Raw genomic sequence first — 23,718 nt, forward strand, 5'->3', positions numbered from 1 at the left:
AGCAGTTCCGGTTAGTAGCAAGTTGCTAAGCTAATTCTAAACTAAGACTACCTGAAAATTAGCCGCTTTGCCAAGCGGCGCTGCATTAGTTTGCTCTTAATAACCTTTTCAAGTATTTACCTAACCACTGACCGGAGCTCGACATGATGCGCAAGCACCGCCAGATCGGCATGTAAACCACCAGCCGTGACCTGCCGTCCAGCCCCTGGTCCTTTTAATACCAATGGATTCTGCTGATACCAGTGCGACTCAATCACAAACATATTGTCACAGGGAGCCAAAGCAGCCAGAGGATCACTTTTTGAGACTGCCACTAATTTCACTGCAGCTTGCACTTGTGCATGTTGCAAGTTGAGAGTTGCAGCATAACGCAACACTTTATTTTCGGCAGTGGCTTGCTGATACCTTGCTAAGATGAACTGATCTAAAATCGCTCTGTTCTGCCAAAAATCATCCCAAGAGCCAAGCTCGGTACCTGCCGGTAGTAACGGCTCTAGTGTTATGTCGGTTAGTTCCAAGGGGAGTGTTAACTCTCTCGCTAATACTAACAATTTACGTTGTACATCTTTACCTGATAAATCATCACGTGGATCGGGTTCCGTATAGCCGAGTGACTGCGCCTCTAGCACAAATTCAGAAAAAGGCTTGCTACCATCATAACTGCATAACAACCAAGATAAAGTCCCTGAAAATACGCCACTAATTTGTAAAATATGATCGCCACTTTGCTGTAACTCTTGCAGCACTCTTTGTACCGGTATACCAGCCCCCACCGTCGTATTGCTAAACCAGTTTAAATGCTGCTGTTCTAAAGCAGACAGAATACCTTGATACTCTGGTCCAGGTAATGTGACACCTTGTTTATTCGCACTAATAATATGGCAACCCGCCGCGATAAAAGCAGGATACTGGCGGGCAAAAGCTTGACTGGGCGTAATATCGATTAACACTTTCGGTGCGGGTAACTTTGCCAAATAGGCCAGTAAATCTGCTGGCTGATAATGATCAGCATTCGCAAAACTATGTTGCCATTCAGTAGCATCAATTCCTGGGGCTAGTAATGCTTTTCGAGAATTAAATACACCGGCAAGCTGCAAATTGACGCGACTTGCCAAACGTTGTTGCTGACGCTGAAATAAACTTATAAATTCTGTGCCAACATTACCAGTACCGGCAACAACCACAGATAACACAGGCAGCTTAGCGGCTTGCTGCGAAACAAAAGCAAGATTCGATGTCATAAAAAATCCTAAATCAAACGGTGAGTCGCAGGGCAACTTGTTCTAATGCATGCTCTAAATCAGCTATTAAATCGCTAATATCCTCTATACCCACAGATAACCGCACCAAAGTCGCACTAATACCTGCGCGTGCTTGAGCAGCTGCATCCATAGAGGCATGCGTCATGGTTGCCGGATGACAAATTAAACTTTCAGTCCCCCCCAGCGATTGGGCCAAGGTGAAATACTGTAATGCCGCAAAAAAATCATGCAGATAGTCAGGCTCGGCGTTTAGCTCAAAGCTGCACATAGCACCAAAGCCATGTTGTTGCGATTTAGCAATAGCATGACCTGGATGTGCTGGTAAGCCCGGGTAATAAACCTTTTTAACTAAAGGATGAGCAGCCAAAAAATCGACAACGGCAACGGTATTGGCTTCTTGCAATCGGATCCGCGGGCTTAGGGTTCTCAAGCCGCGTAAGGTGAGATACGCATCCAAGGCCCCGCCAGTCAAGCCAAGACAATTTCCCCACCATTTTAACTCATCGCCAATCGCGGCATCTTTAGCGATCAGCGCACCACCGATGATATCACTATGGCCATTGATGTATTTCGTGGTGGAATGCACCACAAGATCAGCGCCAAGTAACAGAGGCTGCTGCAATACGGGGGATAAAAAGGTGTTATCAACCACAACCTTCGCTTGCAACTTTTCGGCTAGTTGACACACCGCTTGAATATCCGTCACCTGTAACAAGGGGTTACTGGGGGTTTCCAGCCAAATCATCGCAGGCGAGGCAGCTTGAACTTGCTCCGCCCAATCAGGCTGTTGGAAATTCACAATCTGAATATGAAAAGCCTGTTTGCGCTGCGCCAGATTGATAAAAAGCCGATAACTGCCGCCATAACAATCATGAGGAAACACTAGGGTATCTGTCGGTTTTAACAATTGTAGTGCGAGTAAACATGCCGACATCCCGGTATTAGTTACGATCGCTTTAGCTCCACCCTCTAACTCAGCTAACGCCTCTGCTAACACATCACGGGTTGGATTATTTGAACGAGAATAATCATAAGGTCCCGGCTGACGAAAAGCCTCAAGCTCATAGGTTGAAGTTAAGTAAATGGGTGGTGTAACAGCACCGTACGCGGTATCTTCGGCAATGCCAGCACGAGCAGCAATAGTAGCAGGATGACGTCTAGCCATGTTGAATCCATATAGATGTTTAGATGGCTAAAATTATAATCGGTTTAAGCTGGATGTCAAACCATTTAGCCGTCTATAATGTTTATTTAGTGCACAGTGTTTGACTGTCTCGCATAAAACAGTAAAATTCCGCATTTGCGCGAGCAAACTTTTCTCGACCAATAACAAGGGACCCATATGGCTAAGTGGAACGGTGAATATATTCACCCCTACGCGGAACACGGCAAAAAATCAGAACAAGTTAAAAAGATCACCGTGTCGATTCCGCTGAACGTATTAAAAGTGCTAACGGATGAGCGTACTCGTCGTCAGGTGAATAACCTGCGGCACGCCACCAATAGCGAATTACTGTGCGAAGCGTTTTTACATGCTTTTACCGGCCAGCCCCTGCCTGCCGATGAAGACTTACGTAAAGATAACCCACACCAAATTCCAACGGAAGTTCGGCAGATTTTAACTAGCATGGGTAAACCCATCCCCGTTATTATTGAAGCCGAAAGCGACGAAGAATAAAAAAACCGCCAAATGGCGGTTTTTCTTAGCGTTAAAAACGTTAGTGTTGAAAATAGCCTTCTGGCATGGTAATCCTTGCGACGCCAGAAGCCACTGCAGCTTCCGCCACAGCTCGCGCAACTCTTGGAAGTAAACGCGGATCCATCGGTTTTGGAATAATGTAAGACTTACCAAAAGTTAATGCTTTGACTTTTGCTGCTGCCAGTACCACTTCAGGCACGGGTTCCTTAGCTATAGCACGAATGGCCTGAACCGCAGCTAATTTCATTTCATCATTAATTTCGCTGGCACGAACGTCTAAAGCGCCACGAAAAATAAACGGAAAACACAATACATTATTCACCTGATTAGGGTAATCAGAACGACCTGTCGCCATAATCAAATCATCGCGAACCGCATGAGCTAACTCAGGTTTAATTTCCGGATCAGGATTAGAACAAGCAAAGATAACCGGATTATCAGCCATTAATTTAACGAGTGCAGGGGGTAAAACATCAGGGCCTGACACACCCACAAACACATCTGCGCCAGTTAAAGCATCTTCCAAAGTTCTCTTATCGGTATTATTCGCAAATAACTGCTTATACTGATTTAAGTCTTCGCGACGAGTATGAATAACACCTTTAGTATCTAGCATATAAATGTGTTCACGCATGGCACCACACTTAATCAGTAATTCCATACACGCGATAGCTGCAGCACCGGCCCCCATACAAACGATGATGGCTTTGCGAATATCTTTACCCTGAATCTCTAAAGCGTTTAACATACCCGCTGCAGTAACAATCGCCGTACCATGCTGATCGTCGTGAAAAACTGGAATATTACAGCGCTTTATTAAGGCTTTTTCTATTTCGAAACATTCAGGCGCTTTAATATCTTCTAAATTAATGCCACCAAAAGTATCTGCTATGTTTGCTACGGTATTTATAAATTCCGCAGTATCTGTCGTCGATACTTCGATATCAATCGAGTCTAAATTAGCAAAGCGTTTAAAGAGTAAAGCTTTACCTTCCATCACAGGCTTAGATGCCATATGACCAAGGTTACCTAACCCCAGGATAGCCGTACCGTTTGAGATCACTGCAACGAGATTGCCTTTGCCAGTATACTTGTAGATATTATCAACATCGGCGGCAATTTCACGCACGGGCTCAGCAACACCGGGACTGTAAGCTAAAGCAAGATCAGTTACTGTTTCGGCGGGTTTACTAATTTCTATACTGATTTTCCCTGGGCGGGGTTCAGCATGGTATCGTAGGGCTTGTTCTCTGAAATCTGACATTCTATTCTTCCTGAGTAAAGTAAGCAGGTACAAACTGCGGTTGCATGGTTTTTGTTATACTGCAAACCGAGAGGCGGCTCATTCTAATGAGCTCTGTTCTGGAAAAACACCAAAATCGAGCTGGACGTACCAGCAGTATTATTAATGCTATTACGACTTTAGTATTATTCAGATACTGTTATATCAAGAAAGTACGCAGACACCAATATCTACAGACGGCTATTTATCGCTAATTATAACGAGTGCCCAGACAAGCAAGGTCCACACCTGTCGAATAATCAACATAACATCACAAAAATTTACAAAAAATCTAAGTGAAACTTGCCAGCTTAAAAAAACCAACTACAATACATGTCATTTACCAGTAATTAACTATGTAATATTAATAATGGCTTATTCACGTAATATTATATTCACTATTGGCTTTATTATTTGCTCGCTGCTTTTGCCAATGCACGCTATCGCCGTTATTCATGAGCCGTTGCCAAAACTCAGCAATGACCACTCGGAGCTGATTACAGCGTTAAGACGATCTGTTAGAGCCGCACGTGCAGAACGCAGTGACGCAGCAGCACATATCGCATTAGCTTACGCTTTTGGTGAAGGGGTAGAACAAAATACTGGGCAAGCATTACGCTATTTGAATTTAGGATTAAAGAAACGCGATCCTATGGCGATAAATCTAATGGCCCATTGGTTAGGCTACGGTTTTTTAGCCCAACAACATATATTTGATGCCCAATATTTACTTGATAATGCAGAACTGTTTCTATTTAAATTTACCAACCGAAAACCTGAAAACACCCAAAGCATTCACATTTATAGCAACTTCCCATTAGATGAATAAAAAAAACCGGAGGCTCAGCTCCGGTTTTTTTATGTTCCGACAACGATTAACGGTTGCCCAAAACAGAGAAACGCTTTTTGAAGCGATCAACACGACCACCTACGTCTAACACTTTCTGTTTGCCTGTGTAAAATGGGTGGCAAGCAGAACACACGTCTAAGTGAATGTCTTTACACATTGCTGAACGCGTTTTGAATGAATTACCGCAAGTACAAGTAGCAGTAATTTCTTTATATTCTGGGTGAATACCTGGTTTCATGGGTTACCTCATTGGGCCGTATCGCTATTTGGTCATATCTTTGATGCCAAACACCATACGAAATTACAGTTAATTTAGGGCGCGTAGTTTAATGGATAGCCAATCAAGTTGCAATTGTCGAACTTAAAAAAGCCGGATTTTTTCTTTTACTTGGCAAGGCGCTGGCGGTTACTTAAACTGATGTCTCTTTGCATCTGTTCTGGAAACTGTTGTGCCTGTTATTCGTGTTGCTTTACCCCTGCCGCTTCGTCAGCATTTTGATTATCTGCTGCCAGATGATATTCAGGTTAGCCAAGGCTGTCGGGTTCGAGTGCCTTTTGGTAAACGCGAATTGATCGGCGTGGTCTGGCAATTTAATCCAGATAGCCCCTATGAACTATCCCAACTCAAACCAGTAAGCGCGGTGATAGAATACCAGCCTGTATTATCTGAACGGCTTAGACAGTTACTCAGCTTTGCGGCTGACTATTATCATCACCCTTTGGGAGAGGTACTAACGGCAGCGTTACCCGCGCTGCTCCGCGAAGGACGAGAACTCTCAGCTTATGCATTGACGGGCTACCGTTTAACGACAAGCGGACATGCCTGTAGTGCCGTGGATTTTAAACGCTCAGCCAAGCAACTTGCGTTATGGCAAAGTCTACAACAAGGCATGTTGAATGAAACAGCACTACTTTCTCAACACTCGCGAACTGCTTTAAAAGCCTTACTGGATAAAGCTTTGGTTGAACGCATCCCGTTACCGCGGCAACCTTACCTTTTCCAAGGTTTAGCCCAATCCGCATTACAGCTCACAGTGGACCAAGCGCTGGCGGTTACAGCCGTGCAACAAGCTCAGGGACGTTTTCGGACATTCTTATTAGAGGGTGTGACGGGCTCAGGCAAGACCGAAGTCTATTTACAGTGTATTGCCCCTTTATTGGAACGTGGTGAGCAGGTTTTATTGCTATTACCAGAAATAGGGTTAACGCCGCAAACACTGCAACGATTTACTCAACGCTTTAACGTTCCCGTGCTTGCTTGGCATTCTAATTTAAGTGATGGCGAGCGGCTCAATTGTTGGCTGAATGCCGCCAGTGGCAGTGCAGCTATTGTTATTGGTACTCGCTCAGCGTTATTTTTACCCTTTAAAAAGCTAAGCCTAATCATCATTGATGAAGAGCATGATTTATCGCTAAAACAACAAGAGGGCTTTCGCTATCATGCTCGCGACTTAGCGATTAAACGCGCAGCGCTAGAAAATTGCCCGATATTACTTGGCACCGCCACACCCAGTTTAGAATCACTTTATAATGCCCAGCAAGGTCGTTTCAGTCATTTGCTGCTAAACAATCGGGCGGGTGGCCAAGCCATGCCTGCATTTGAGCTAATCAATTTAAAACAACAGCAACTGCAATTCGGGTTGGCCGACAGTAGTATCAGGCAAATTCGTCAACAACTCAGCCTGGGTAAACAGGTGATGCTGTTTTTAAATCGCCGCGGTTTTGCGCCAGCGCTAAGCTGCCAAGAATGCGGCTGGCTAACGGAGTGCCGGCGCTGTAGCGCTTTTACAACGTATCATAAACATAGCAAACAGCTGCTATGTCATCATTGTGGCGCCAGCAGACCCATTCCTAAACAATGCGGCCATTGCGGCAGCTCACGTCTCGCCCCAGTAGGTCAGGGTACAGAGCAATTAGAAGAGCATTTACAGCAGTTATTTCCCAACACCCCTGTGACCAGACTCGATCGTGATAGCACCCGCCGCAAAGGCGCTTTAGGGGCGTTACTTGAAGATATCAATCAAGCAGGTGCCCGTTTAATCCTTGGCACGCAAATGCTGGCAAAAGGCCATCACTTCCCCTTTGTCACCTTGGTCGTTATTGTCGATGTCGATGGCGCCTTATACAGTGCTGATTTTCGCGCACCTGAACAGCTTGGACAATTATTAACACAAGTCGCAGGAAGGGCTGGCCGAGGTCATGATAAGGGTAAAGTGCTGTTACAAACCCAGCATCCAGAGCATGCTTTATTACAAGATATTATTCAGAATGGTTATGCTTCTTTTGCCCGCAGCGCCTTACTGGAAAGGCAGCAAACGGCTTTGCCACCTTACCAGCACTTAGCGCTGTTTCGTGCCGAAGCGTTACAAAGCGAACTTTGCCAACAATGGCTGCAAGCTATTGCCGATGCTCTAAGACCAGATCCCACACTACAATTGATGGGCCCCTTGCTGTCACCTCTAGAACGTAAAGCAGGCAAATATCGCTGGCAGTTACATCTTTATAGTCGGCAACGAACGGCATTGCATCACGCGATACAACAGCTGCTACCCGAATTAACGCGCTGGCCGCTAAGCCGAAAAATTAAATGGCAACTGGATATCGACGCGCTAGATTTGAGTTAACCACGCCAGACGAACAGAATCTAATCAGCTAAGGTCAACACGCTCTAGATAACGTATTTTCATTTTTTTGTTGAACCGCGTAGAATATCAAGGCCCTAAGCGATAAACGTATTAAGTAGGAATTTAGACAGTCGTTATGCCACAAAAAGATTATGTGCGCGCCAGTCGCCCGAAACCGGCCAATAAGGGTAAGCCTAACCAAAGAACACGTCGTAGCAATAGCAATAAGACTTCACAGTCTAAGCCTTGGCTGTTGATCGCCCTAACGTGTGTGACCTTAGCAATATTTATTTATGGTTTATGGTTTTTACGGCAACAAACTCCGGTGAATAGCGAAGCGGTGATTGCTCAACCTACGCCTGTGCAAACCAAGCCTAAAGATGAACTGCCACCCAAACCCGTTGCTGAGCCTTATCAATATATTGAAGAGCTTGAAAATAAAGAAATTACTGTAGAAGTGACCGAGCAACGGCGCAGCGGTCCAGCGCAATTGCAATGCGGCTCTTTCCGCCAGCAATCACAAGCAGAGGCGATGAAAGCACAAATTGCTTTCGCCGGCATTACTGCCGATGTGCGCAGAACAGAAGGTAGCAATGGCGTGTGGTTCAGAGTGATTCTTGGTCCTTATGAATCGCGCCGTGCAGCCACTGTCGATATGAACAAGCTACGTCAGATGGGTATTAATACCTGTCAGGTTCGCAACTGGACTTGAAAAGCAAATATCTCACCCCTATTTATGCCCTAGGTTAATTCGCCATAGGGCATTTTTAAATGACAACTATCGTATCTGTGCGCCGCAATGGTCATGTTGCTATTGGCGGTGATGGCCAGGTTTCTTTGGGTAATACCGTGATGAAAGGTAACGCCCGTAAAGTCCGTCGTCTTTATCATAATAAAGTTCTCGCAGGTTTCGCTGGTGGTACTGCCGACGCTTTCACCTTATTCGAACGGTTTGAAGCAAAACTCGAGATGCATCAAGGTCACCTTATGCGTGCTGCGGTAGAGCTAGCCAAAGATTGGCGCACCGATCGTATGCTGCGTAAGCTGGAAGCGTTACTGGCTGTAGCCGACGCCAATACTTCTTTAATCATTACCGGAAATGGTGATGTGATTCAACCAGAGCATGATCTGATCGCGATTGGTAGCGGCGGTCCTTTTGCACAGTCTGCCGCCACTGCGTTATTACAAAATACTGAGCTGAGTGCCCGTGATATCGTGGAAAAAAGCCTGAAAATTGCCGGTGATATTTGCGTTTATACCAATCACCACCAGACTATTGAAGAATTATAAGCAGGTAATCTATGTCTGATATGACGCCAAGAGAAATTGTCCACGAGCTGGATCGCCACATCATTGGCCAGAATAAAGCCAAAAAAGCCGTCGCCATTGCCTTACGTAATCGTTGGCGCCGTATGCAATTAGATCCCGCGTTACGCCAAGAAGTGACGCCCAAGAATATTTTAATGATAGGCCCAACTGGCGTAGGTAAAACCGAGATCGCTCGACGCTTAGCAAAATTAGCCAATGCGCCCTTTATCAAGGTAGAAGCCACCAAATTTACCGAAGTGGGCTATGTGGGTAAAGAAGTCGAAAGTATTATCCGCGACCTTACCGATAGCGCCGTTAAAATGTTCCGTGAACAAGCCATCGCTAAAAATCGTTTTCGTGCTGAAGAAGCAGCTGAAGAACGAATTTTGGATGCGTTACTGCCTAAACCTAAAGATGCTTGGGGTGAAACAGAGAAAAGCAGTACTGATTCCAACACCCGACAAATTTTTCGCAAAAAGCTGCGTGAAGGCCAGCTAGACGATAAAGAAATCGAACTAGAGCTAGCACAAGGACCTATTGGTGTGGAAATTATGGCCCCACCAGGTATGGAAGAAATGACCTCGCAACTGCAAAGTATGTTTCAAAGCTTGGGTAGCGAAAAAAAGAAAAAACGTAAGTTAAAAATCAAAGATGCTTTTAAACAGCTGATTGAAGAAGAAGCCGCCCGACTGGTCAACCCAGAAGAATTGAAAGCGGAAGCTTTAGAGGCAGTTGAACAAAATGGCATCGTATTTTTAGATGAAATCGATAAAATTTGTAAACGTGGCGAGACCAGTGGTCCTGATGTTTCTCGTGAAGGTGTGCAGCGCGATCTACTGCCATTGATTGAAGGTTGCACTGTTAATACTAAACATGGCATGGTCAAAACCGATCATATTCTGTTTATCGCCTCTGGCGCTTTCCAGATGAGCAAGCCTTCTGATTTAGTGCCAGAACTGCAAGGGCGCTTGCCAATTCGAGTAGAATTAGAAGCCTTAAGTGCTGCTGACTTTGAGCGTATCCTAACAGAGCCGAAAGCCTCATTAACTGAGCAAGCTCGGGCGATGTTAGCGACGGAAGGCGTGCAAATACAGTTTACTGAAGATGGGATAAAACGTATCGCGGCAGCAGCGTTTCAAGTCAACGAAACCACTGAGAATATCGGTGCCAGACGTTTATACACGGTGATGGAACGCTTGTTGGAAGAGATTTCTTATGATGCAGCCGACCATGCGGGGCAACAAATCAGCATTGATGGCGCCTATGTTGAGCAACATTTAGGTAGCTTGGTACAAGATGAAGATCTTAGCCGGTTTATTCTGTAATGACTGTTAGCCTTAGCAAACTGCATTATCATCAACGTCGTCGCTTGTTAGATTTAATCTACAGCGACGGTAGCTGCAGCAGTTTAAGCGCTGAATTTCTGCGGGTGCATTCGCCGTCCGCAGAAGTTCGCGGCCATGGCAAGCCCAGCTTGGTCGCCAATAAGCGTGATGTTGCCATCAGCAGCATTATTCCAATAGGGCATTATGCAATAAAGCTGGTATTTGATGATGGCCATAATACGGGGCTATATAGCTTTGCGTATTTGCAACAGCTAGCAGCCAAACAGCCACTCCTATGGCAGCAATATTTGCAACAGCTCAAACTGGCAAATGCCAGCAGAGAACCACGTATTGCCATCAAGACTCTGCCATAACGATACCCTATTACCAAATTTCTAACCAACTGGCGGCTGTTAAGCTTGATAACACACCCAGTAACATGCCAGCCAGAATATCGAGTGGAAAATGCACGCCCAGCATGACGCGGGACAATCCCACTAAAGCCCCCCACAACAGCAACGGCAATAACAGCGCCGGATAAATTAAACTTAAACTAGTGACCACTACAAAGGCGGCTGCAGTATGCCCCGACGGCAAGCTGAACGTATCAGAAGGGATAATATGCGCCACAATCCGAGGTAAGCTTACTGCTTGCTGGGGTCTGGCACGTTTAATACTATTTTTCAGTAACAGATATAAAGGCAGCTCTATAGCAAAAGCCACCAATAATAACCGAGTTACCTGCCAAGCTTGTGCCACTTCAAACAGAAAAAGCAGCAAGACGAGTAAAACATATAAAGGGCCATCAGCACTTTTAGAAAGCCAATAACTGCCCCGAGCCATAACTTGCGATGAACTTCGGGCAAACAAACGGCAAAAAAAGGCATGATCCCAATATTCCAGACGTTTTAGCAGCATAGCAGCGGCCCTATAGTGCGAAATCTCAACCTATCCTAAAAAAACTTAATGACGAAAAAATGACAGCCCTCTTCTTTAAAAAAACCGGCGATCTCAACTAATAGTGCCGAAGAACTCAAGTTCCGCTTGAGCTTACGTCATCGCAAGTTATACTGTTGCCATCCCTAATTACGGTGCGGAGTACAAGATGGAATACAATACCTCAGAGTTATGCGATCTTTATGCGGATCAGGTTGACGTGGTCGAACCTATTTTTGCAAATTATGGTGGTCGTCGCTCCTTTGGCGGAATAATCCATACCGTAAAATGTTTTGAAGATAATGGCTTGGTAAGGCAAATGCTGGCCGACAATGGTGTGGGTAAGGTGTTACTGATTGATGGTGGTGGCTCAGCCCGCCGCGCCTTGATTGATGCTGAACTCGCCTCACTAGCCGCAACTAATGGTTGGGAAGGCATTGTTTGTTACGGTAGCGTGCGTAACCTAGATGAATTAGAAGATTTTGATATTGGCATCCAAGCGGTCAACGCTATCCCCATTGGCGCGGATGACAGTGGCTTTGGCGAAACCGATGTGCCGGTTAATTTTGCGGGTGTCACTTTTTTACCCGGCGATCATCTTTATGCCGACACAACCGGCATTATTCTCTCGCCTGAAGCGCTGGATATCGAATAACCAATGTCAGCAATACAGTTTTTAACCAAGGCGCAATTAGGCGCCTTTTTTCAAAGTCGCGATGGCGAAATTCGCCTTGGTCAAACCATTTATTTATGCCAGCCTGCATTATCATTACAACAAAACTTAGACACTTTTCTCGCGGCTGGCGGGCGTTATGTCTTGCTCGGTATTCCAGAAGATCTCGGGCCTAGGGCTAACTGTGGGCTGGCTGGTGCTGAGCAAGGTTGGTCAGCATTTTTAGGTAAATTTCTTAATTTACAAAGCAACGAATTATTAGATGCCAGCAAAATTATGCTGTTGGGTGAAGTTGCTTGTGCTGATTTGCAACAACAAAGTGTCAGTATTACCAACAACACTCCAAACGCGCTTGAGCAATTGCGCGCGCTCTGTGCGCAATTAGACCAACGCGTACTGGCGGCAGTACAACCTATTTTAGCCGTAGGGCTTATTCCTATTATCATTGGTGGTGGCCACAACAATGCCCTCCCGCTTCTGCAAGCACTTAGCCACAGTAAAGGCCAAAAGATAAATTGTATTAATCTTGATCCCCATGCGGATTTTCGTGCACTGGAAGGTAGGCATAGTGGTAATGGTTTTAGCTATGCCAAAGCGCAAGGCTTATTAAACCATTACTTAGTGTTAGGCTTGCATCAACAAAAAAACAATGCCGCTAGCTTGGCAGCCTTACAACAAGCAAATGCTGAGTATGTAAGCTACCAACAAATTTTTGTGGAACAAAGCCTCAGTTGGCAACAAGCAATAGACTGGGCCTTAGATAAACTATTAACTGCCAACATACCACTGGCGTTAGAGTTGGATACCGATTGCATTACCGCCATGCCAGCCAGCGCATTAAATTATAGCGGTATTAGTGTTGCCGAAGCAGAGCAAGCGGTGTATCAATTGGCTAAACTGCCCAATACTGCCTACTTGCATCTTGCCGAAGCCGCCCCTGCCCAGCATCCAGCTGGGCTTGCTGCTGGCATAAATCATTGCGGCCAAGTGTTAAGTCAGTTGGTACAAGCTTTTTTACACGCAAAAGGCTGTCACTAACACTTAACGCCTTACTGCAATAACCGAAAGCTAAAAACTTGCGGTTATTGCAGCTGATAAGAGGTGTAATTGCAGTATTGGCCACGCTAAATGTACTTAGAGCAGCTAACTCAAACGGCAGATGTTACCGCCAATCACCAACTGGCGCAGTGGCTTGACGCCAAATTGATAGCATAATTCGGCGGGCTGGCTAATGGCATAACAGCCAAAGTCAGCGCGCATGCCGGCAGCCAAAACGCCACGGTCATTTAATCCCAAGGCCTTGGCGGCATGGCGCGTTACACCAAGCAAGGCTTCTTCTGGGGTTAAGCGAAACAAGGTACAAGCCATATTTAACATCAGTTGCAATGAGCACAATGGCGAAGTGCCCGGATTCAGATCGCTAGCAATCGCCATTGGCACCTGATACTGCCGTAGTAAAGCAATCGGCGGTAGCTGAGTTTCCCGCAAAAAGTAATAAGCACCTGGCAGTAAAACCGCGACGGTACCAGCCTTTGCCATAGCCGCAACACCGGCTTCATCTAAAAACTCAATATGATCGGCCGACAAGCCGGAGAACTCTGCCACCAAGGCACTGCCGCCTAAATTTGACAGTTGCTCAGCATGGGCTTTTACCGGCAAGCCTAAGGCTTTGGCAGCCGCAAACACTTTGCGACTTTGCGCCACACTAAAACCGATCCCTTCACAAAACACATCTACCGCATCGACTAGCCCTTGCTGCTGCAACGCTGGGAGCATCTGACACACCTGTTCAATATAAGCATCGGCATTATCTTTATATTCAGCAGGCAGCGCATGAGCGCCTAAAAAGGTTTTCTGAATACTGATCGGATGATGCTCGTCTAACAAGGCCGCAACTTCTAGCATTTTTTGCTCTGAGGCTAAATCTAAGCCATAGCCTGACTTGATCTCGACCGTGGTCACGCCTTCATTTTGTAACGCGTGTAAGCGATCTTTGGCTAATTTAAATAAGCTTTCGTGGCTAGCTTCGCGCGTCGCCCGTACCGTGCTGGCAATACCGCCACCGGCTGCAGCAATCTCTTGATAGGTCGCGCCTTGCAAGCGCATTTCAAATTCATTCGCACGATTGCCGGCATACACTAAATGGGTATGACAATCGATTAAACCAGGTAACACCCACTGCCCTGCTACATCATAAAGTGGCGTACTCAGCACATCAAAAGCCGGTAAGCCAGCTTTTGGGCCAGCATAAGCAATCAAGCCATCTTTAACCGCTATGGCGCCATCGATAATGGCACCATAAGGCTCTGTGCTCTTATTCATCGTGGCCAGGTTAGCATTTATCCAAACTGCATCAAATTCAATCATCTCAGGCTCCCAAAATCCAACTGTCGCAGTGTATGTAAAATAGTCTAACCGAAAAACTTGTATATACAACCAAAATCCGCTATTTTTAAAAAACGAATTCGCCTTTATCCGAACAGCACAGTAGGTATTGCATGGCCAAATTTGCCGAAATCAAAGAGTTTATGCTGCGCCAGATTGAAAGCGGTGCCTGGCCGGAACATAGCCGAGTACCTTCTGAAAATGAGCTAGCCGAACAATTCTCGGTCAGCCGGATGACGGCACGCCGCGCCTTACAAGAACTTACTGAGCAAGGGATCTTGTATCGTACTCAGGGCGTGGGCAGTTTTGTCGCCGCCTTAAAGTCACAATCGTCCTTGCTGGAAATTCGTAATATTGCCGATGAGGTACAAAGTGGCGGTCATGCCTATGGCGCAAAACTTATTCAGCTTACCGAGCTACCCTGCCCAACCATCGTTGCCACGGCACTGGGGTTAAAGCGTAATGATCCGGTGTATTTTTCGTTGATTGTGCATTTTTCTGATAGTTTGCCGCTGCAATTAGAAGCTCGTTACGTTAACCCAAAACAAGTGCCTTTATACACAAAGCAAGATTTTCAAGAAATTACTCCGCATTTGTATTTAAGTGAAATCGCCCCGCTCACTGAAGCCGAACATATTGTGGAAGCGATTTGGCCAGACGACTTTACTTGCCAACATTTGGCATTAAAAAAACCTGAACCTTGCCTACGTTTAACACGGCGAACTTTTAGTCGTGATGGTGCGGTCAGCCTAGCCTATTTAACCTCTCCCGGCAGTCGGTATCGACTGGGAGGACACCTTAATTTTGCTCTACCACGTTAACTGAGGTTGCAATGAACGATAATCGTATTGATGAAAGCCGCGTGATCCGCGCCGCCCGCGGTAACCAAATTACCGCTAAAAGCTGGCAAACCGAAGCAGCCAAGCGCATGCTAATGAATAACTTAGATCCCGAAGTGGCTGAACACCCACAAGCCTTGGTGGTGTATGGTGGTATTGGCCGCGCCGCCCGTAACTGGGCCTGCTTTGATAAAATTGTCGAAGTACTGGATCGTTTAGAAGATAACCAAACTTTATTGGTCCAAAGCGGTAAACCGGTTGGCGTTTTCCCAACCCATCCCGATGCACCTAGAGTACTGATTGCTAACTCAAACTTGGTCCCCGCTTGGGCCAACTGGCAGCACTTTAACGAGCTGGATCGCAAAGGCCTGATGATGTATGGCCAGATGACGGCGGGTTCTTGGATCTACATTGGTACCCAAGGCATAGTGCAAGGTACTTACGAAACCTTTGTAGCCATTGCTAAACAGCATTTTAATGGTGTTGCCAACGGCAAATGGATTTTAACCGGTGGCTTAGGTGGTATGGGCGGCGCGCAGCCATTAGCTGCCACTATGGCCGGTTTCCATATGCTAGCCTGTGAAGTAGATGAAAGTCGTATCGATTTTCGCTTAAAAACCCGATATTTAGATCAAAAAGCCTACTCGCTAGATGAAGCCTTAGCCATGTTAGAACAGGCCAAAGCCAGCGGCAAACCCACCTCTATTGGTTTGTTAGCAAATGCCGCTGATGTGTTTAGCGAATTAGTCGCCCGTGGTATTACCCCGGATGTGGTAACCGATCAAACCTCTGCCCATGATCCCCTTAATGGCTATTTACCCCAAGGTTGGACCATGGCGCAAGCCAAAGCTAAGCGGACAGAAGATGAAAACGCTGTCGTTGCTGCCGCGAAAGACGCCATGGCGGTGCAAGTAAAAGCCATTTTGACCATGCAGCAACGCGGTGCCGTCGCGACAGATTATGGCAATAATATCCGCCAGATGGCCAAAGATGTCGGTGTAGCAAATGCCTTTGATTTCCCTGGCTTTGTACCAGCCTATATCCGCCCATTATTCTGCCAAGGCATAGGCCCGTTCCGTTGGGTCGCTTTATCTGGCGATCCAGAAGATATCTATAAAACCGATGCTAAAGTAAAAGAGCTGATCCCAAATGATCCACACCTGCATAACTGGCTGGATATGGCGCGTGAACGCATTCAGTTCCAAGGTTTACCGGCGCGGATCTGCTGGATTGGTTTAAAAGATCGCGCTCGTATTGCGCTGGCCTTTAATGAAATGGTGAAAAACGGTGAGCTGTCTGCACCGGTGGTGATTGGTCGCGATCATTTGGATTCAGGCTCAGTTGCTAGTCCAAACCGTGAAACCGAAGCCATGCTAGATGGCTCAGATGCCGTATCAGACTGGCCATTACTCAATGCGCTACTGAATACCGCTGGCGGTGCCACTTGGGTCTCACTGCATCACGGTGGTGGTGTCGGTATGGGCTATAGTCAACACAGTGGCGTGGTGATTTTAGCGGATGGTACCGAGCAAGCTGCCGCCCGTTTAGGCCGGGTGCTGTGGAACGATCCAGGCACTGGCGTAATGCGCCATGCCGATGCTGGCTACGCCATTGCGGTAGATTGCGCCGAAGAGCAAGGCCTTGACTTACCTATGATTAACCGCACTGCTAAGTGAGAAAAACTATGACATATGCCTTACATTTAACGCCAGGTAAGCTGACGCTGGCACAATTACGTGCTGTAAAACAAGGTGCGGTAATCCTAACCTTAGATGACAGCGCCCTGCCAGCAATTGAAAAATCTGCGGCATGCGTGGCCGATATTTTAAAACAAAACAAAGTGGTTTATGGCATCAATACGGGTTTTGGCTTACTGGCCAATACCCGGATCAAACATGAAGAGCTGGAATTACTGCAACGCTCTATCGTCCTATCGCATGCCGCAGGCTTTGGCCAGTTTATGGCCGATAGCACAGTGCGTTTAATGATGGTGTTAAAAATTAACTCCTTAGCCCGCGGTTTTTCAGGTATTCGCTTAAGCGTGATCCAACTGCTGATCGATATGGTCAATGCTGAGCTTTACCCCTGCATCCCAGAAAAAGGCTCAGTCGGTGCTTCTGGCGATTTAGCGCCCTTAGCACATATGGTGTTACCACTGATTGGCGAAGGGGAAATTTGCTATAAAGGCCAAATTTACGATGCCAAAGAAGCCTTCGAACTCGTGGGCTTACAGCCACTGACGCTCGCAGCTAAAGAAGGTTTAGCCCTATTAAACGGTACTCAGGCTTCAACGGCATTAGCACTCGAAGGCCTATTCCGCGCCGAAGATGTGTTTGCTGCCGGCTCCGTTATTGGTGCCATGAGCGTAGAAGCCGCCCTTGGTAGTCGCGCGCCGTTTGACCCGAGGATTCACCTTGCGCGCGGCCAGCAAGGACAAATCGATGCTGCTGCCATTTATCGGCATTTGCTCGGCGCGGATTCCGAAGTTGGCCAATCGCATAAAGACTGTGAAAAAGTCCAAGATCCTTACTCACTGCGCTGCCAGCCACAAGTCATGGGCGCCTGTTTAACCCAAATCCGTCATGCTGCCGGCGTGTTGGAAGTGGAAGCCAATGGCGTAACCGACAACCCGCTAGTCTTTGCCGACGACGGTGATATTCTCTCTGGTGGTAATTTCCATGCTGAGCCAGTCGCCATGGCAGCAGACAACCTAGCCTTAGCCATTGCCGAAATTGGTGCTATATCCGAGCGACGCATGGCACTGCTTATCGATGCCAGCTTAAGCAAGCTACCGGCATTTTTAGTGCCAAATGGCGGCGTTAACAGTGGCTTTATGATTGCGCAAGTTACCGCAGCGGCCCTGGCATCAGAAAATAAATCCTTAGCCCACCCTGCTTCTGTCGACAGTTTACCAACTTCGGCCAATCAGGAAGATCATGTTTCCATGGCCACCTTTGCCGCACGGCGCTTAGCCGATATGGCTGAAAACACTACCGGCGTATTGGCGGTAGAATATCTGGCAGCGGCACAAGGCTTAGATTTCCGTGCGCCATTAAAAAGCACGCCGGCTATTGAGCAGGCCAAAACCTTGTTACGCACTCAAGTCGCCTTTTATGACCAAGATCGTTACTTTGGTCCAGATATAGAGCAAAGCGCGGCCATAATCCGTGAGGGCACACTTAATACTATTCTCCCTGCAGGATTATTAAGTAGTTTCTAACTACTTTAGTTAGACCTAATGAAAACCTATCTCGTTCAGCGAGATAGGTTTTTTACTTTTCAAAACTGGCTAGACCAGTCATTTAAAACCTGATAAGGTAAATTCTTCACCAGATCCGTAAAACATAACTATACTAAAAATAGATCTGACAGGGGTTTAGCATATGAAGTTGACCGTTGCACATAAAGTTATTATTGGCTTTAGCTTTATTACACTCTTATTGTTAATTGCCAGTATCTCCGCCTTAAATAGTTTCCGCAGTATCACCAGTGCGAATAATCAAGTGAATGAGTTAGCGGTGCCCGCACAGCAACAAAGTAATTTGGCGCAAATTCAACTGCTGCAACTAGCCCGACTAACAGCAGCAGGCTTTACTGCAGAGCAACAGACAACGATTGAACGTTATCAAACTGACTTTCTACAACAACGACAACAATTTAATCAGCTACTTAATAACTTCCAACAGTTAAGTGCCGGCAGTAATTTACAAAAAAATCTCCAAAATGCGACTGAGGCTGCCAATAAATCGATGCAAGCAACTGAGCAAATGTTTACGGCCAGATTGCAAAGTTTACGCTATGAAGATCAACTCAGCACTGAAGTATCTGCTCTGGCGAGCCTGTTAGATGAAGCTGGCGCCGCGTTAATTGAATTAAGTGAAATAGAACTACCCCGGAACGCGCAAGCAGCAGAAGTCATTGCTGGCACCGCAGCACGGTTAGATGGCCAGTTAGTCGGTTTAGTGAATACCTTACAGGAAATTGCTGGCTACAACGAAGTCGCACAATTTGAAAGAAATAAAGACAATATCAATTTTACGCTAAGTGACATGCAGGTTAATGTGGACTACTTGGCGCAACTCACACAAGGTATCAATACTAACGGTCTGTGGCAAAGCTTTGAGGATCAATGGCAACAGCTACTAGATCGATTAGAAAGCGCAGATAATGTTGTGGCAATCAAACAACAGCAACTCGGTCAATTACAACAAACGCGCAACGCACTGAATACCGCAGAGCAGGAAGTTGAATTAGCGTTAACAGAACTTGGCCTGGTCGTGGCAGCTGCCGATAAGCAGTTTGTTAATTTACAGCAACAAGCAGCAAGCGCTTTAAATGCGGGCAGTAACCGAACTTGGCTAATTATGTTTATTTTAGTGGTGCTCGCTGCTGCAACCGCCTACTTTACTATTAACGCTATGCTCAAACCTCTGGCGGGTATCAACCATATCCTCGGTTACATTGCCAAAGGCGATCTGACCCGTAAGCTAGAGATAAAGCAAGCTGACGAATTCGGGGCTTTATCAGCTAAAGTAAATAGCCTGATCAACGCCTTGAGTAGTCTCTTAACCAATATCCAGCAAAATGCCGCAGCCTTGAGCAGCACCTCTGGTCGCTCGACACAGGCCGTGAGTGAAATTAACCAATCACTGCATTTGCAACAAGAACAAATTAGCGGCGTCGACCAGATCACTGAACAACTGGCACATAACACTGAAACCGTCGCTTCGCAGGCAGCCGAAGCCGGTCATGCGATGCAACAAGCGTTACAGCAAAGCCAGCAAATTAGCCAGCTAGCTGATGATAATAACAATAGAATTAATAAACTCGCGCAGCAATTAATCAGCACCAGTAATCTGATGACAAAAGTGAACGATGAATCCACGAATATTGGTGGCATCCTTACCACGATAAGTGCTATTGCTGAGCAAACCAACTTACTGGCTTTGAATGCCGCCATTGAAGCAGCGCGAGCCGGTGAGCAAGGTCGTGGCTTTGCGGTAGTGGCAGACGAGGTGCGCTCGTTGGCAGGTCGAACGCAGCAAGCGACCAGTGAAATTCGGCAAATGATTGAACATTTACAGCAGCAAAGTAAGCAAGCCGTTACGGCGGTGTTAGCCGGTAAAACCGATGCTGAAGATTGTGTCTTAACAATGACAGAATTAGTACAAGCCTTGACCCAAGTCACTCAGGTTATTTCAGCAACCTTAAACATCAGCACGGCAGTGAATCAAGCCAGTAGCAATCAGCTGCAACTAGGGCAAGCCATAAATGATCGGATGCATCAAATGGTTGGTCTGGCGCAAGCCAGTGCCAATCAAGCAGAACAAACGCTGCAATACAGTGATGAAGTGGCCCAACTGGCTGAGCAGCTGCAAACCGCTGCTGCTCAATTTAAGATCTAAGGCTCACAAGCCACTAACGCTTGTCGAGCATCATGATATAAATACTCAAAACTCGTGTCTTGGCAAAATGCGTCTGACATAACCCGGCGGGCAGGTTCAGCACTTTCAGCGGTAAAGCTGACAGATTCTGCCACACCAAGTCGCTGACAAGCAGCCTGATAAAAATCCGTTTTGCTTATCCGCGCCGGTGAACTAAGGTTGTAGCAAGATTTAGGAAGTGGCCATTGTTTGAACAGGGTTAAGAGCGCTGCAGCAACATCCGCACTGTGCACCATATTCACCGGCTGCTCAGCGCCACTAATGGTTTTACCTTGCACAAAACGCCCCGGATGACGACCTGGCCCCATTAACCCGGCTAAACGCAAGGTCAGCCAAGGTCCACTCTGACGTAGTATTTGCTCACCTTGCGCTAAAAGCGCCACGCGAGGCAAGGTTAACACTAGCTCGGCTGTTTCACTGACTGCGCCTGCTAAGCCCTGATACACACCGGTAGAACTGATATGAATTCCCCCTTTAATACCCACATCTTGGCAGAGCGCTGCCAGCGCAGCTAAGCTAGGCAAATACTCGCTCGCACTATTGCCAGAACGAAGCCCCGGCGGAATGGTGCAAATTACCCAAGCATCAGAAAATAACGCCCGTAGTTCTGCGCTAAGCTCAATATCGGGCAAAGCCAGCGAGATTCCCGTAATAGGCTTAGCGAGGTTTTGCGCAGCAGCAAGAGTGCGGCGGCTGCCAAAAACCTGCCACCCGGCCAAACTTAATGGCTGTGCCAGCTGCTGCCCCAACCAACCACAACCTACAATAACGACTTTTTTAGACATCAATTTACTCCGGCAATACCGCATAGCGACCGCAAAATTCAGCACAAAGCTCACCCTCACTGTAGAGCGAGACAGTAATATGCTGCTGTACTTTGCGACCTTGTGCCAACGGGGTTAAATCTCCCCGCACCTCTGCCAAGCGGCTAATTGCTCGCGGCGAGCAAGTAATAGGCTTGAAGTAACGGATGGAAGCATCCGCCAATACCTGCTTACCCTGCAAGCCTAAGCTGGTTAACTGTAGGTATAATAACCCCCACCCCGTCAGAGTGGCCAAAGTATAAATACTGCCGGCAAATAGCGTGTTATGCAGATTTAAATTGGGCGCCATAGGCACTTCACACACTAATTGATAGCCATCAAACTCTGCGATGTTAAGCTGCATAAACGCACTTAACGGAATAGTACTGTGCCAAGTTGCTTGTAAACTTGTGCACCACGCCTGCCACTGCTGCGCTGTACCTGCCAGCATTAAGGCTTTTTGCATTTGCTGATGCGCAATACCAAACAGCTCAGGCGCCGGTGCCAGCACTTGGTAACCTTGTTTATGATAAAACGTTAGCGCCGTTTCACGTGCATTTAATCGCACCTGTTTGCAGCCAAGCTGAATCGCCTGCTGCTCTAACCCCTGTAAAATCTTTGCGCCAGCCCCTTGCCCTTGCCAGGCTTCAGCTACCGCCATATAGCGAACTTGGGCGTTATCCGCATCAATACGATGTAATCGGCCTACTGCCACAGTCTCGCCACGCTGAGTCACTAGCATCAAATGATAACTATCAGCTTCTAAGGCATCTTGCTCTGAACCCAGCGGCTGCTGCCAGGGCGCACGCAACACTTGCCATCGTAGCTGATAATACGCATGCCACTCTGCAGCCGTTGCGGGATTTTTTAACACTAGCCCTTTTGACATTAGCGACTCTCCAGCATAAAAGTAACAGGGCCAGCATTGGTTAAACTGACTTGCATATCGGCTGCAAAACGCCCTGTGGCAACGGTTAACCCCAGCGTCTGGCAATACTGACAAAATTGCTCATAGTAGGCTTTGGCTATGGCAGGTGCGGCAGCTGGCGTAAAGCTGGGACGCAAACCTGAGCGCGTATCGGCAGCCAAGGTAAATTGCGAAACCACCAATAAACTGCCACCCGCTTGCTGCACATTTAAATTCATTTTGCCTTGCTCATCACTAAACACGCGATAACGCACTACTTTTTCGGCCAGTTTTTTACAGTCTTGCTCGGTATCCCCCGCTTCTACCCCTAATAGCACCAGTAAACCCTGATCAATGGCGCCAATGATTTCGCCTGCCACCACCACTTGCGCATGGCTAACGCGTTGAATTAATGCTTTCATCGAGGTAAAGACTCTTGGTTATCTGTAATAGGATTGACTTCTAATGTGGTTGTCGCAGCGAGCGGCTCTTGATTCATCGCCATCACTTCAGATTCTGTTAGTAACACCTTATCTCCTGCTCGCTCTTGCAACAACGCAGTCAGTTCAGCTCCCAATAATACGACCATCCAGGATAAATGTACCCAGACAAATAAAATAGGTAATAAGGCTAAGGCGCCATAGATCGTTTGATAGGTAGGAATATGCGTTACATATAAAGCGAAGCCACGCTTAGACAATTCAAAGAACAGGGTGGCCAATAACGCGCCCCATAGCGCATGGCTTACTCTGACTTTGGTATTGGGCACCACTAAATATAAAATAAAAAACGCCGCGAGCGACATCGCATAAGGCACGATGCTCAGTACCAAGGTTGAAAACCCCGGCGTATAGTCATCAGCTAAGCTACTTAATCGCACTAAATAAGATGTAACGCCAATGGAAAGCCCAAACAAGATAGGCCCTAAGGTCAGGATCATCCAATAAATGGAAAACGAAATTATTAAGCGTGGTCGGCTAGTAATACGCCAGATTTTATTAAGCGTTTTGTCAATATTATGAATGAGTAATAAGGCTACAAACACTAACGCTAAGATCCCCAGCGCAGTCATGCTGCCGGTATTGGCTATAAATCGTGTTAAATAAGCTTGAATTTCGTCACCGCGAGACGGAATGACATTTGCGTAAACAAAAGCCTCTATATGCCCTTGAAACTCGGCAAACATCGGAAAGGCACTGAGCATGGCAAACATGACAGTAACTAAAGGCACCAAGGACAATAACGAAATATAGGTAAGATAGCCGCCAATCACCGAGATTTGATCTTGCTGGCAACGCTGCCAGTAGGCCACTGTAAAATCTCGGGCTCGTTGCCAAGTATTTTGCCAATGTTTCACTTTCATCGTAACTCCTGTCTGCAA

At 46.7% G+C, this 23,718-nt stretch carries 23 protein-coding genes; 13 read left to right on the forward strand and 10 right to left on the reverse strand.

Features of this window, described 5'->3' with window-relative positions; all coding sequences use genetic code 11:
- Positions 1–116: 116 nt before the first annotated feature.
- Both ACO1PK_RS04430 and metB read right to left on the reverse strand, forming a co-directional pair.
- Positions 117–1,241 (reverse strand): aspartate kinase, encoded by a 1,125-nt coding sequence (locus ACO1PK_RS04430; protein ID WP_423187466.1) that lies wholly within the window; start codon positions 1,239–1,241, stop codon positions 117–119.
- 13 nt (positions 1,242–1,254) lie between these two features.
- Complete coding sequence (gene metB, locus ACO1PK_RS04435) at positions 1,255–2,427, reverse strand: cystathionine gamma-synthase (protein ID WP_423187467.1); 1,173 nt, start codon at positions 2,425–2,427, stop codon at positions 1,255–1,257.
- Between the two features lie 177 nt (positions 2,428–2,604).
- Between metB and metJ the strand changes: the two genes are divergently transcribed.
- Positions 2,605–2,940 (forward strand): met regulon transcriptional regulator MetJ, encoded by a 336-nt coding sequence (gene metJ, locus ACO1PK_RS04440; protein WP_423187468.1) that lies wholly within the window; start codon positions 2,605–2,607, stop codon positions 2,938–2,940.
- Between the two features lie 40 nt (positions 2,941–2,980).
- On the opposite strand, the gene ACO1PK_RS04445 is transcribed toward metJ, so the two are convergent.
- The gene (locus tag ACO1PK_RS04445) at positions 2,981–4,225 is read right to left on the reverse strand and encodes a malic enzyme-like NAD(P)-binding protein (RefSeq protein ID WP_423187469.1); all 1,245 of its coding nucleotides are present in this window, start codon (positions 4,223–4,225) and stop codon (positions 2,981–2,983) included.
- Between the two features lie 388 nt (positions 4,226–4,613).
- On the opposite strand from ACO1PK_RS04445, the gene ACO1PK_RS04450 reads away from it, so the two are divergent.
- Positions 4,614–5,072 (forward strand): hypothetical protein, encoded by a 459-nt coding sequence (locus tag ACO1PK_RS04450; protein WP_423187470.1) that lies wholly within the window; start codon positions 4,614–4,616, stop codon positions 5,070–5,072.
- A 46-nt stretch (positions 5,073–5,118) separates the two neighbouring features.
- Here the strand turns inward: ACO1PK_RS04450 and rpmE are convergent, their stop codons facing one another.
- Complete coding sequence (rpmE, locus tag ACO1PK_RS04455) at positions 5,119–5,331, reverse strand: 50S ribosomal protein L31 (RefSeq protein WP_423187471.1); 213 nt, start codon at positions 5,329–5,331, stop codon at positions 5,119–5,121.
- 211 nt (positions 5,332–5,542) lie between these two features.
- Between rpmE and priA the strand changes: the two genes are divergently transcribed.
- The 5 genes from priA (at position 5,543) to ACO1PK_RS04480 (ending at position 10,724) form a co-directional block, all read left to right on the forward strand.
- Complete coding sequence (gene priA / locus ACO1PK_RS04460) at positions 5,543–7,717, forward strand: primosomal protein N' (RefSeq protein WP_423187472.1); 2,175 nt, start codon at positions 5,543–5,545, stop codon at positions 7,715–7,717.
- A gap of 136 nt (positions 7,718–7,853) precedes the next feature.
- Complete coding sequence (locus tag ACO1PK_RS04465; protein ID WP_423187473.1) at positions 7,854–8,429, forward strand: SPOR domain-containing protein; 576 nt, start codon at positions 7,854–7,856, stop codon at positions 8,427–8,429.
- Between the two features lie 59 nt (positions 8,430–8,488).
- The gene (gene hslV, locus ACO1PK_RS04470) at positions 8,489–9,007 is read left to right on the forward strand and encodes an ATP-dependent protease subunit HslV (RefSeq protein ID WP_189430214.1); all 519 of its coding nucleotides are present in this window, start codon (positions 8,489–8,491) and stop codon (positions 9,005–9,007) included.
- Between the two features lie 11 nt (positions 9,008–9,018).
- Positions 9,019–10,350 carry an HslU--HslV peptidase ATPase subunit gene (gene hslU, locus ACO1PK_RS04475; RefSeq protein ID WP_423187474.1) on the forward strand — a complete coding sequence of 444 codons (1,332 nt, stop codon included), beginning with the start codon at positions 9,019–9,021 and terminating at the stop codon, positions 10,348–10,350.
- The gene (locus tag ACO1PK_RS04480) at positions 10,350–10,724 is read left to right on the forward strand and encodes a gamma-butyrobetaine hydroxylase-like domain-containing protein (RefSeq protein ID WP_423187475.1); all 375 of its coding nucleotides are present in this window, start codon (positions 10,350–10,352) and stop codon (positions 10,722–10,724) included. Before hslU ends, ACO1PK_RS04480 begins: the two co-directional genes overlap by 1 nt.
- A 10-nt stretch (positions 10,725–10,734) precedes the next feature.
- Here ACO1PK_RS04480 and ACO1PK_RS04485 read toward each other — a convergent pair whose 3' ends face one another.
- On the reverse strand, positions 10,735–11,268 hold the full coding sequence (locus tag ACO1PK_RS04485; RefSeq protein ID WP_423187476.1) for a phosphatase PAP2 family protein: 534 nt from the start codon (positions 11,266–11,268) through the stop codon (positions 10,735–10,737).
- A 187-nt stretch (positions 11,269–11,455) separates the two neighbouring features.
- On the opposite strand from ACO1PK_RS04485, the gene rraA reads away from it, so the two are divergent.
- Entirely contained in the window at positions 11,456–11,941 is a 486-nt protein-coding gene (gene rraA / locus ACO1PK_RS04490; RefSeq protein ID WP_423187477.1) for a ribonuclease E activity regulator RraA, read from the forward strand.
- A 3-nt stretch (positions 11,942–11,944) separates the two neighbouring features.
- Complete coding sequence (locus ACO1PK_RS04495) at positions 11,945–12,997, forward strand: arginase family protein (protein WP_423187478.1); 1,053 nt, start codon at positions 11,945–11,947, stop codon at positions 12,995–12,997.
- Between the two features lie 105 nt (positions 12,998–13,102).
- Here the strand turns inward: ACO1PK_RS04495 and hutI are convergent, their stop codons facing one another.
- On the reverse strand, positions 13,103–14,326 hold the full coding sequence (gene hutI, locus ACO1PK_RS04500; protein ID WP_423187479.1) for an imidazolonepropionase: 1,224 nt from the start codon (positions 14,324–14,326) through the stop codon (positions 13,103–13,105).
- Positions 14,327–14,457: 131 nt separating this feature from the next.
- Here hutI and hutC point away from each other — a divergent pair, with 131 nt between their 5' ends.
- The 4 genes from hutC (at position 14,458) to ACO1PK_RS04520 (ending at position 20,588) form a co-directional block, all read left to right on the forward strand.
- On the forward strand, positions 14,458–15,165 hold the full coding sequence (hutC, locus tag ACO1PK_RS04505) for a histidine utilization repressor (protein WP_423187480.1): 708 nt from the start codon (positions 14,458–14,460) through the stop codon (positions 15,163–15,165).
- Between the two features lie 11 nt (positions 15,166–15,176).
- Positions 15,177–16,859, forward strand: a complete 1,683-nt coding sequence (gene hutU / locus ACO1PK_RS04510) for a urocanate hydratase (RefSeq protein ID WP_423187481.1) — start codon at positions 15,177–15,179, stop codon at positions 16,857–16,859.
- A gap of 8 nt (positions 16,860–16,867) precedes the next feature.
- Positions 16,868–18,403: a histidine ammonia-lyase gene (hutH, locus tag ACO1PK_RS04515; RefSeq protein ID WP_423187482.1), complete on the forward strand. Its 1,536-nt coding sequence runs from the start codon at positions 16,868–16,870 to the stop codon at positions 18,401–18,403.
- Between the two features lie 163 nt (positions 18,404–18,566).
- Positions 18,567–20,588 carry a methyl-accepting chemotaxis protein gene (locus ACO1PK_RS04520; protein ID WP_423187483.1) on the forward strand — a complete coding sequence of 674 codons (2,022 nt, stop codon included), beginning with the start codon at positions 18,567–18,569 and terminating at the stop codon, positions 20,586–20,588.
- Here the strand turns inward: ACO1PK_RS04520 and ACO1PK_RS04525 are convergent.
- Genes ACO1PK_RS04525 through ACO1PK_RS04540 form a run of 4 tightly spaced genes read right to left on the reverse strand, consistent with a single transcriptional unit; the run spans position 20,585 to position 23,700 of the window.
- Positions 20,585–21,412: an epimerase gene (locus ACO1PK_RS04525; protein ID WP_423187484.1), complete on the reverse strand. Its 828-nt coding sequence runs from the start codon at positions 21,410–21,412 to the stop codon at positions 20,585–20,587. The two genes, ACO1PK_RS04520 and ACO1PK_RS04525, sit on opposite strands and share 4 nt — an antisense overlap.
- A gap of 4 nt (positions 21,413–21,416) precedes the next feature.
- Positions 21,417–22,319: a YiiD C-terminal domain-containing protein gene (locus tag ACO1PK_RS04530; RefSeq protein WP_423187485.1), complete on the reverse strand. Its 903-nt coding sequence runs from the start codon at positions 22,317–22,319 to the stop codon at positions 21,417–21,419.
- Positions 22,319–22,759: a D-aminoacyl-tRNA deacylase gene (dtd, locus tag ACO1PK_RS04535; RefSeq protein WP_423187486.1), complete on the reverse strand. Its 441-nt coding sequence runs from the start codon at positions 22,757–22,759 to the stop codon at positions 22,319–22,321. Before dtd ends, ACO1PK_RS04530 begins: the two co-directional genes overlap by 1 nt.
- Complete coding sequence (locus ACO1PK_RS04540) at positions 22,756–23,700, reverse strand: virulence factor BrkB family protein (protein WP_423187487.1); 945 nt, start codon at positions 23,698–23,700, stop codon at positions 22,756–22,758. Before ACO1PK_RS04540 ends, dtd begins: the two co-directional genes overlap by 4 nt.
- Positions 23,701–23,718 lie beyond the last annotated feature (18 nt).

Origin of the sequence: Alishewanella sp. d11 (assembly GCF_049390205.1) — a bacterium.
Taxonomy (GTDB): domain Bacteria; phylum Pseudomonadota; class Gammaproteobacteria; order Enterobacterales; family Alteromonadaceae; genus Alishewanella.

Coding starts and splice junctions, on each gene's coding strand:
- hslU (WP_423187474.1), top strand. CDS start 9,019: ATGTCTGATATGACGCCAAGAGAAATTGTCCACGAGCTGGATCGCCAC.
- hutU (WP_423187481.1), top strand. CDS start 15,177: ATGAACGATAATCGTATTGATGAAAGCCGCGTGATCCGCGCCGCCCGC.
- ACO1PK_RS04485 (WP_423187476.1), bottom strand. CDS start 11,268: ATGCTGCTAAAACGTCTGGAATATTGGGATCATGCCTTTTTTTGCCGT.
- rraA (WP_423187477.1), top strand. CDS start 11,456: ATGGAATACAATACCTCAGAGTTATGCGATCTTTATGCGGATCAGGTT.
- hutC (WP_423187480.1), top strand. CDS start 14,458: ATGGCCAAATTTGCCGAAATCAAAGAGTTTATGCTGCGCCAGATTGAA.
- ACO1PK_RS04445 (WP_423187469.1), bottom strand. CDS start 4,225: ATGTCAGATTTCAGAGAACAAGCCCTACGATACCATGCTGAACCCCGC.
- ACO1PK_RS04530 (WP_423187485.1), bottom strand. CDS start 22,319: ATGTCAAAAGGGCTAGTGTTAAAAAATCCCGCAACGGCTGCAGAGTGG.
- ACO1PK_RS04540 (WP_423187487.1), bottom strand. CDS start 23,700: ATGAAAGTGAAACATTGGCAAAATACTTGGCAACGAGCCCGAGATTTT.
- dtd (WP_423187486.1), bottom strand. CDS start 22,759: ATGAAAGCATTAATTCAACGCGTTAGCCATGCGCAAGTGGTGGTGGCA.
- ACO1PK_RS04430 (WP_423187466.1), bottom strand. CDS start 1,241: ATGACATCGAATCTTGCTTTTGTTTCGCAGCAAGCCGCTAAGCTGCCT.
- ACO1PK_RS04480 (WP_423187475.1), top strand. CDS start 10,350: ATGACTGTTAGCCTTAGCAAACTGCATTATCATCAACGTCGTCGCTTG.
- hutH (WP_423187482.1), top strand. CDS start 16,868: ATGACATATGCCTTACATTTAACGCCAGGTAAGCTGACGCTGGCACAA.
- ACO1PK_RS04450 (WP_423187470.1), top strand. CDS start 4,614: ATGGCTTATTCACGTAATATTATATTCACTATTGGCTTTATTATTTGC.
- ACO1PK_RS04525 (WP_423187484.1), bottom strand. CDS start 21,412: ATGTCTAAAAAAGTCGTTATTGTAGGTTGTGGTTGGTTGGGGCAGCAG.
- ACO1PK_RS04465 (WP_423187473.1), top strand. CDS start 7,854: ATGCCACAAAAAGATTATGTGCGCGCCAGTCGCCCGAAACCGGCCAAT.
- ACO1PK_RS04495 (WP_423187478.1), top strand. CDS start 11,945: ATGTCAGCAATACAGTTTTTAACCAAGGCGCAATTAGGCGCCTTTTTT.
- rpmE (WP_423187471.1), bottom strand. CDS start 5,331: ATGAAACCAGGTATTCACCCAGAATATAAAGAAATTACTGCTACTTGT.
- hslV (WP_189430214.1), top strand. CDS start 8,489: ATGACAACTATCGTATCTGTGCGCCGCAATGGTCATGTTGCTATTGGC.
- ACO1PK_RS04520 (WP_423187483.1), top strand. CDS start 18,567: ATGAAGTTGACCGTTGCACATAAAGTTATTATTGGCTTTAGCTTTATT.
- metB (WP_423187467.1), bottom strand. CDS start 2,427: ATGGCTAGACGTCATCCTGCTACTATTGCTGCTCGTGCTGGCATTGCC.
- metJ (WP_423187468.1), top strand. CDS start 2,605: ATGGCTAAGTGGAACGGTGAATATATTCACCCCTACGCGGAACACGGC.
- hutI (WP_423187479.1), bottom strand. CDS start 14,326: ATGATTGAATTTGATGCAGTTTGGATAAATGCTAACCTGGCCACGATG.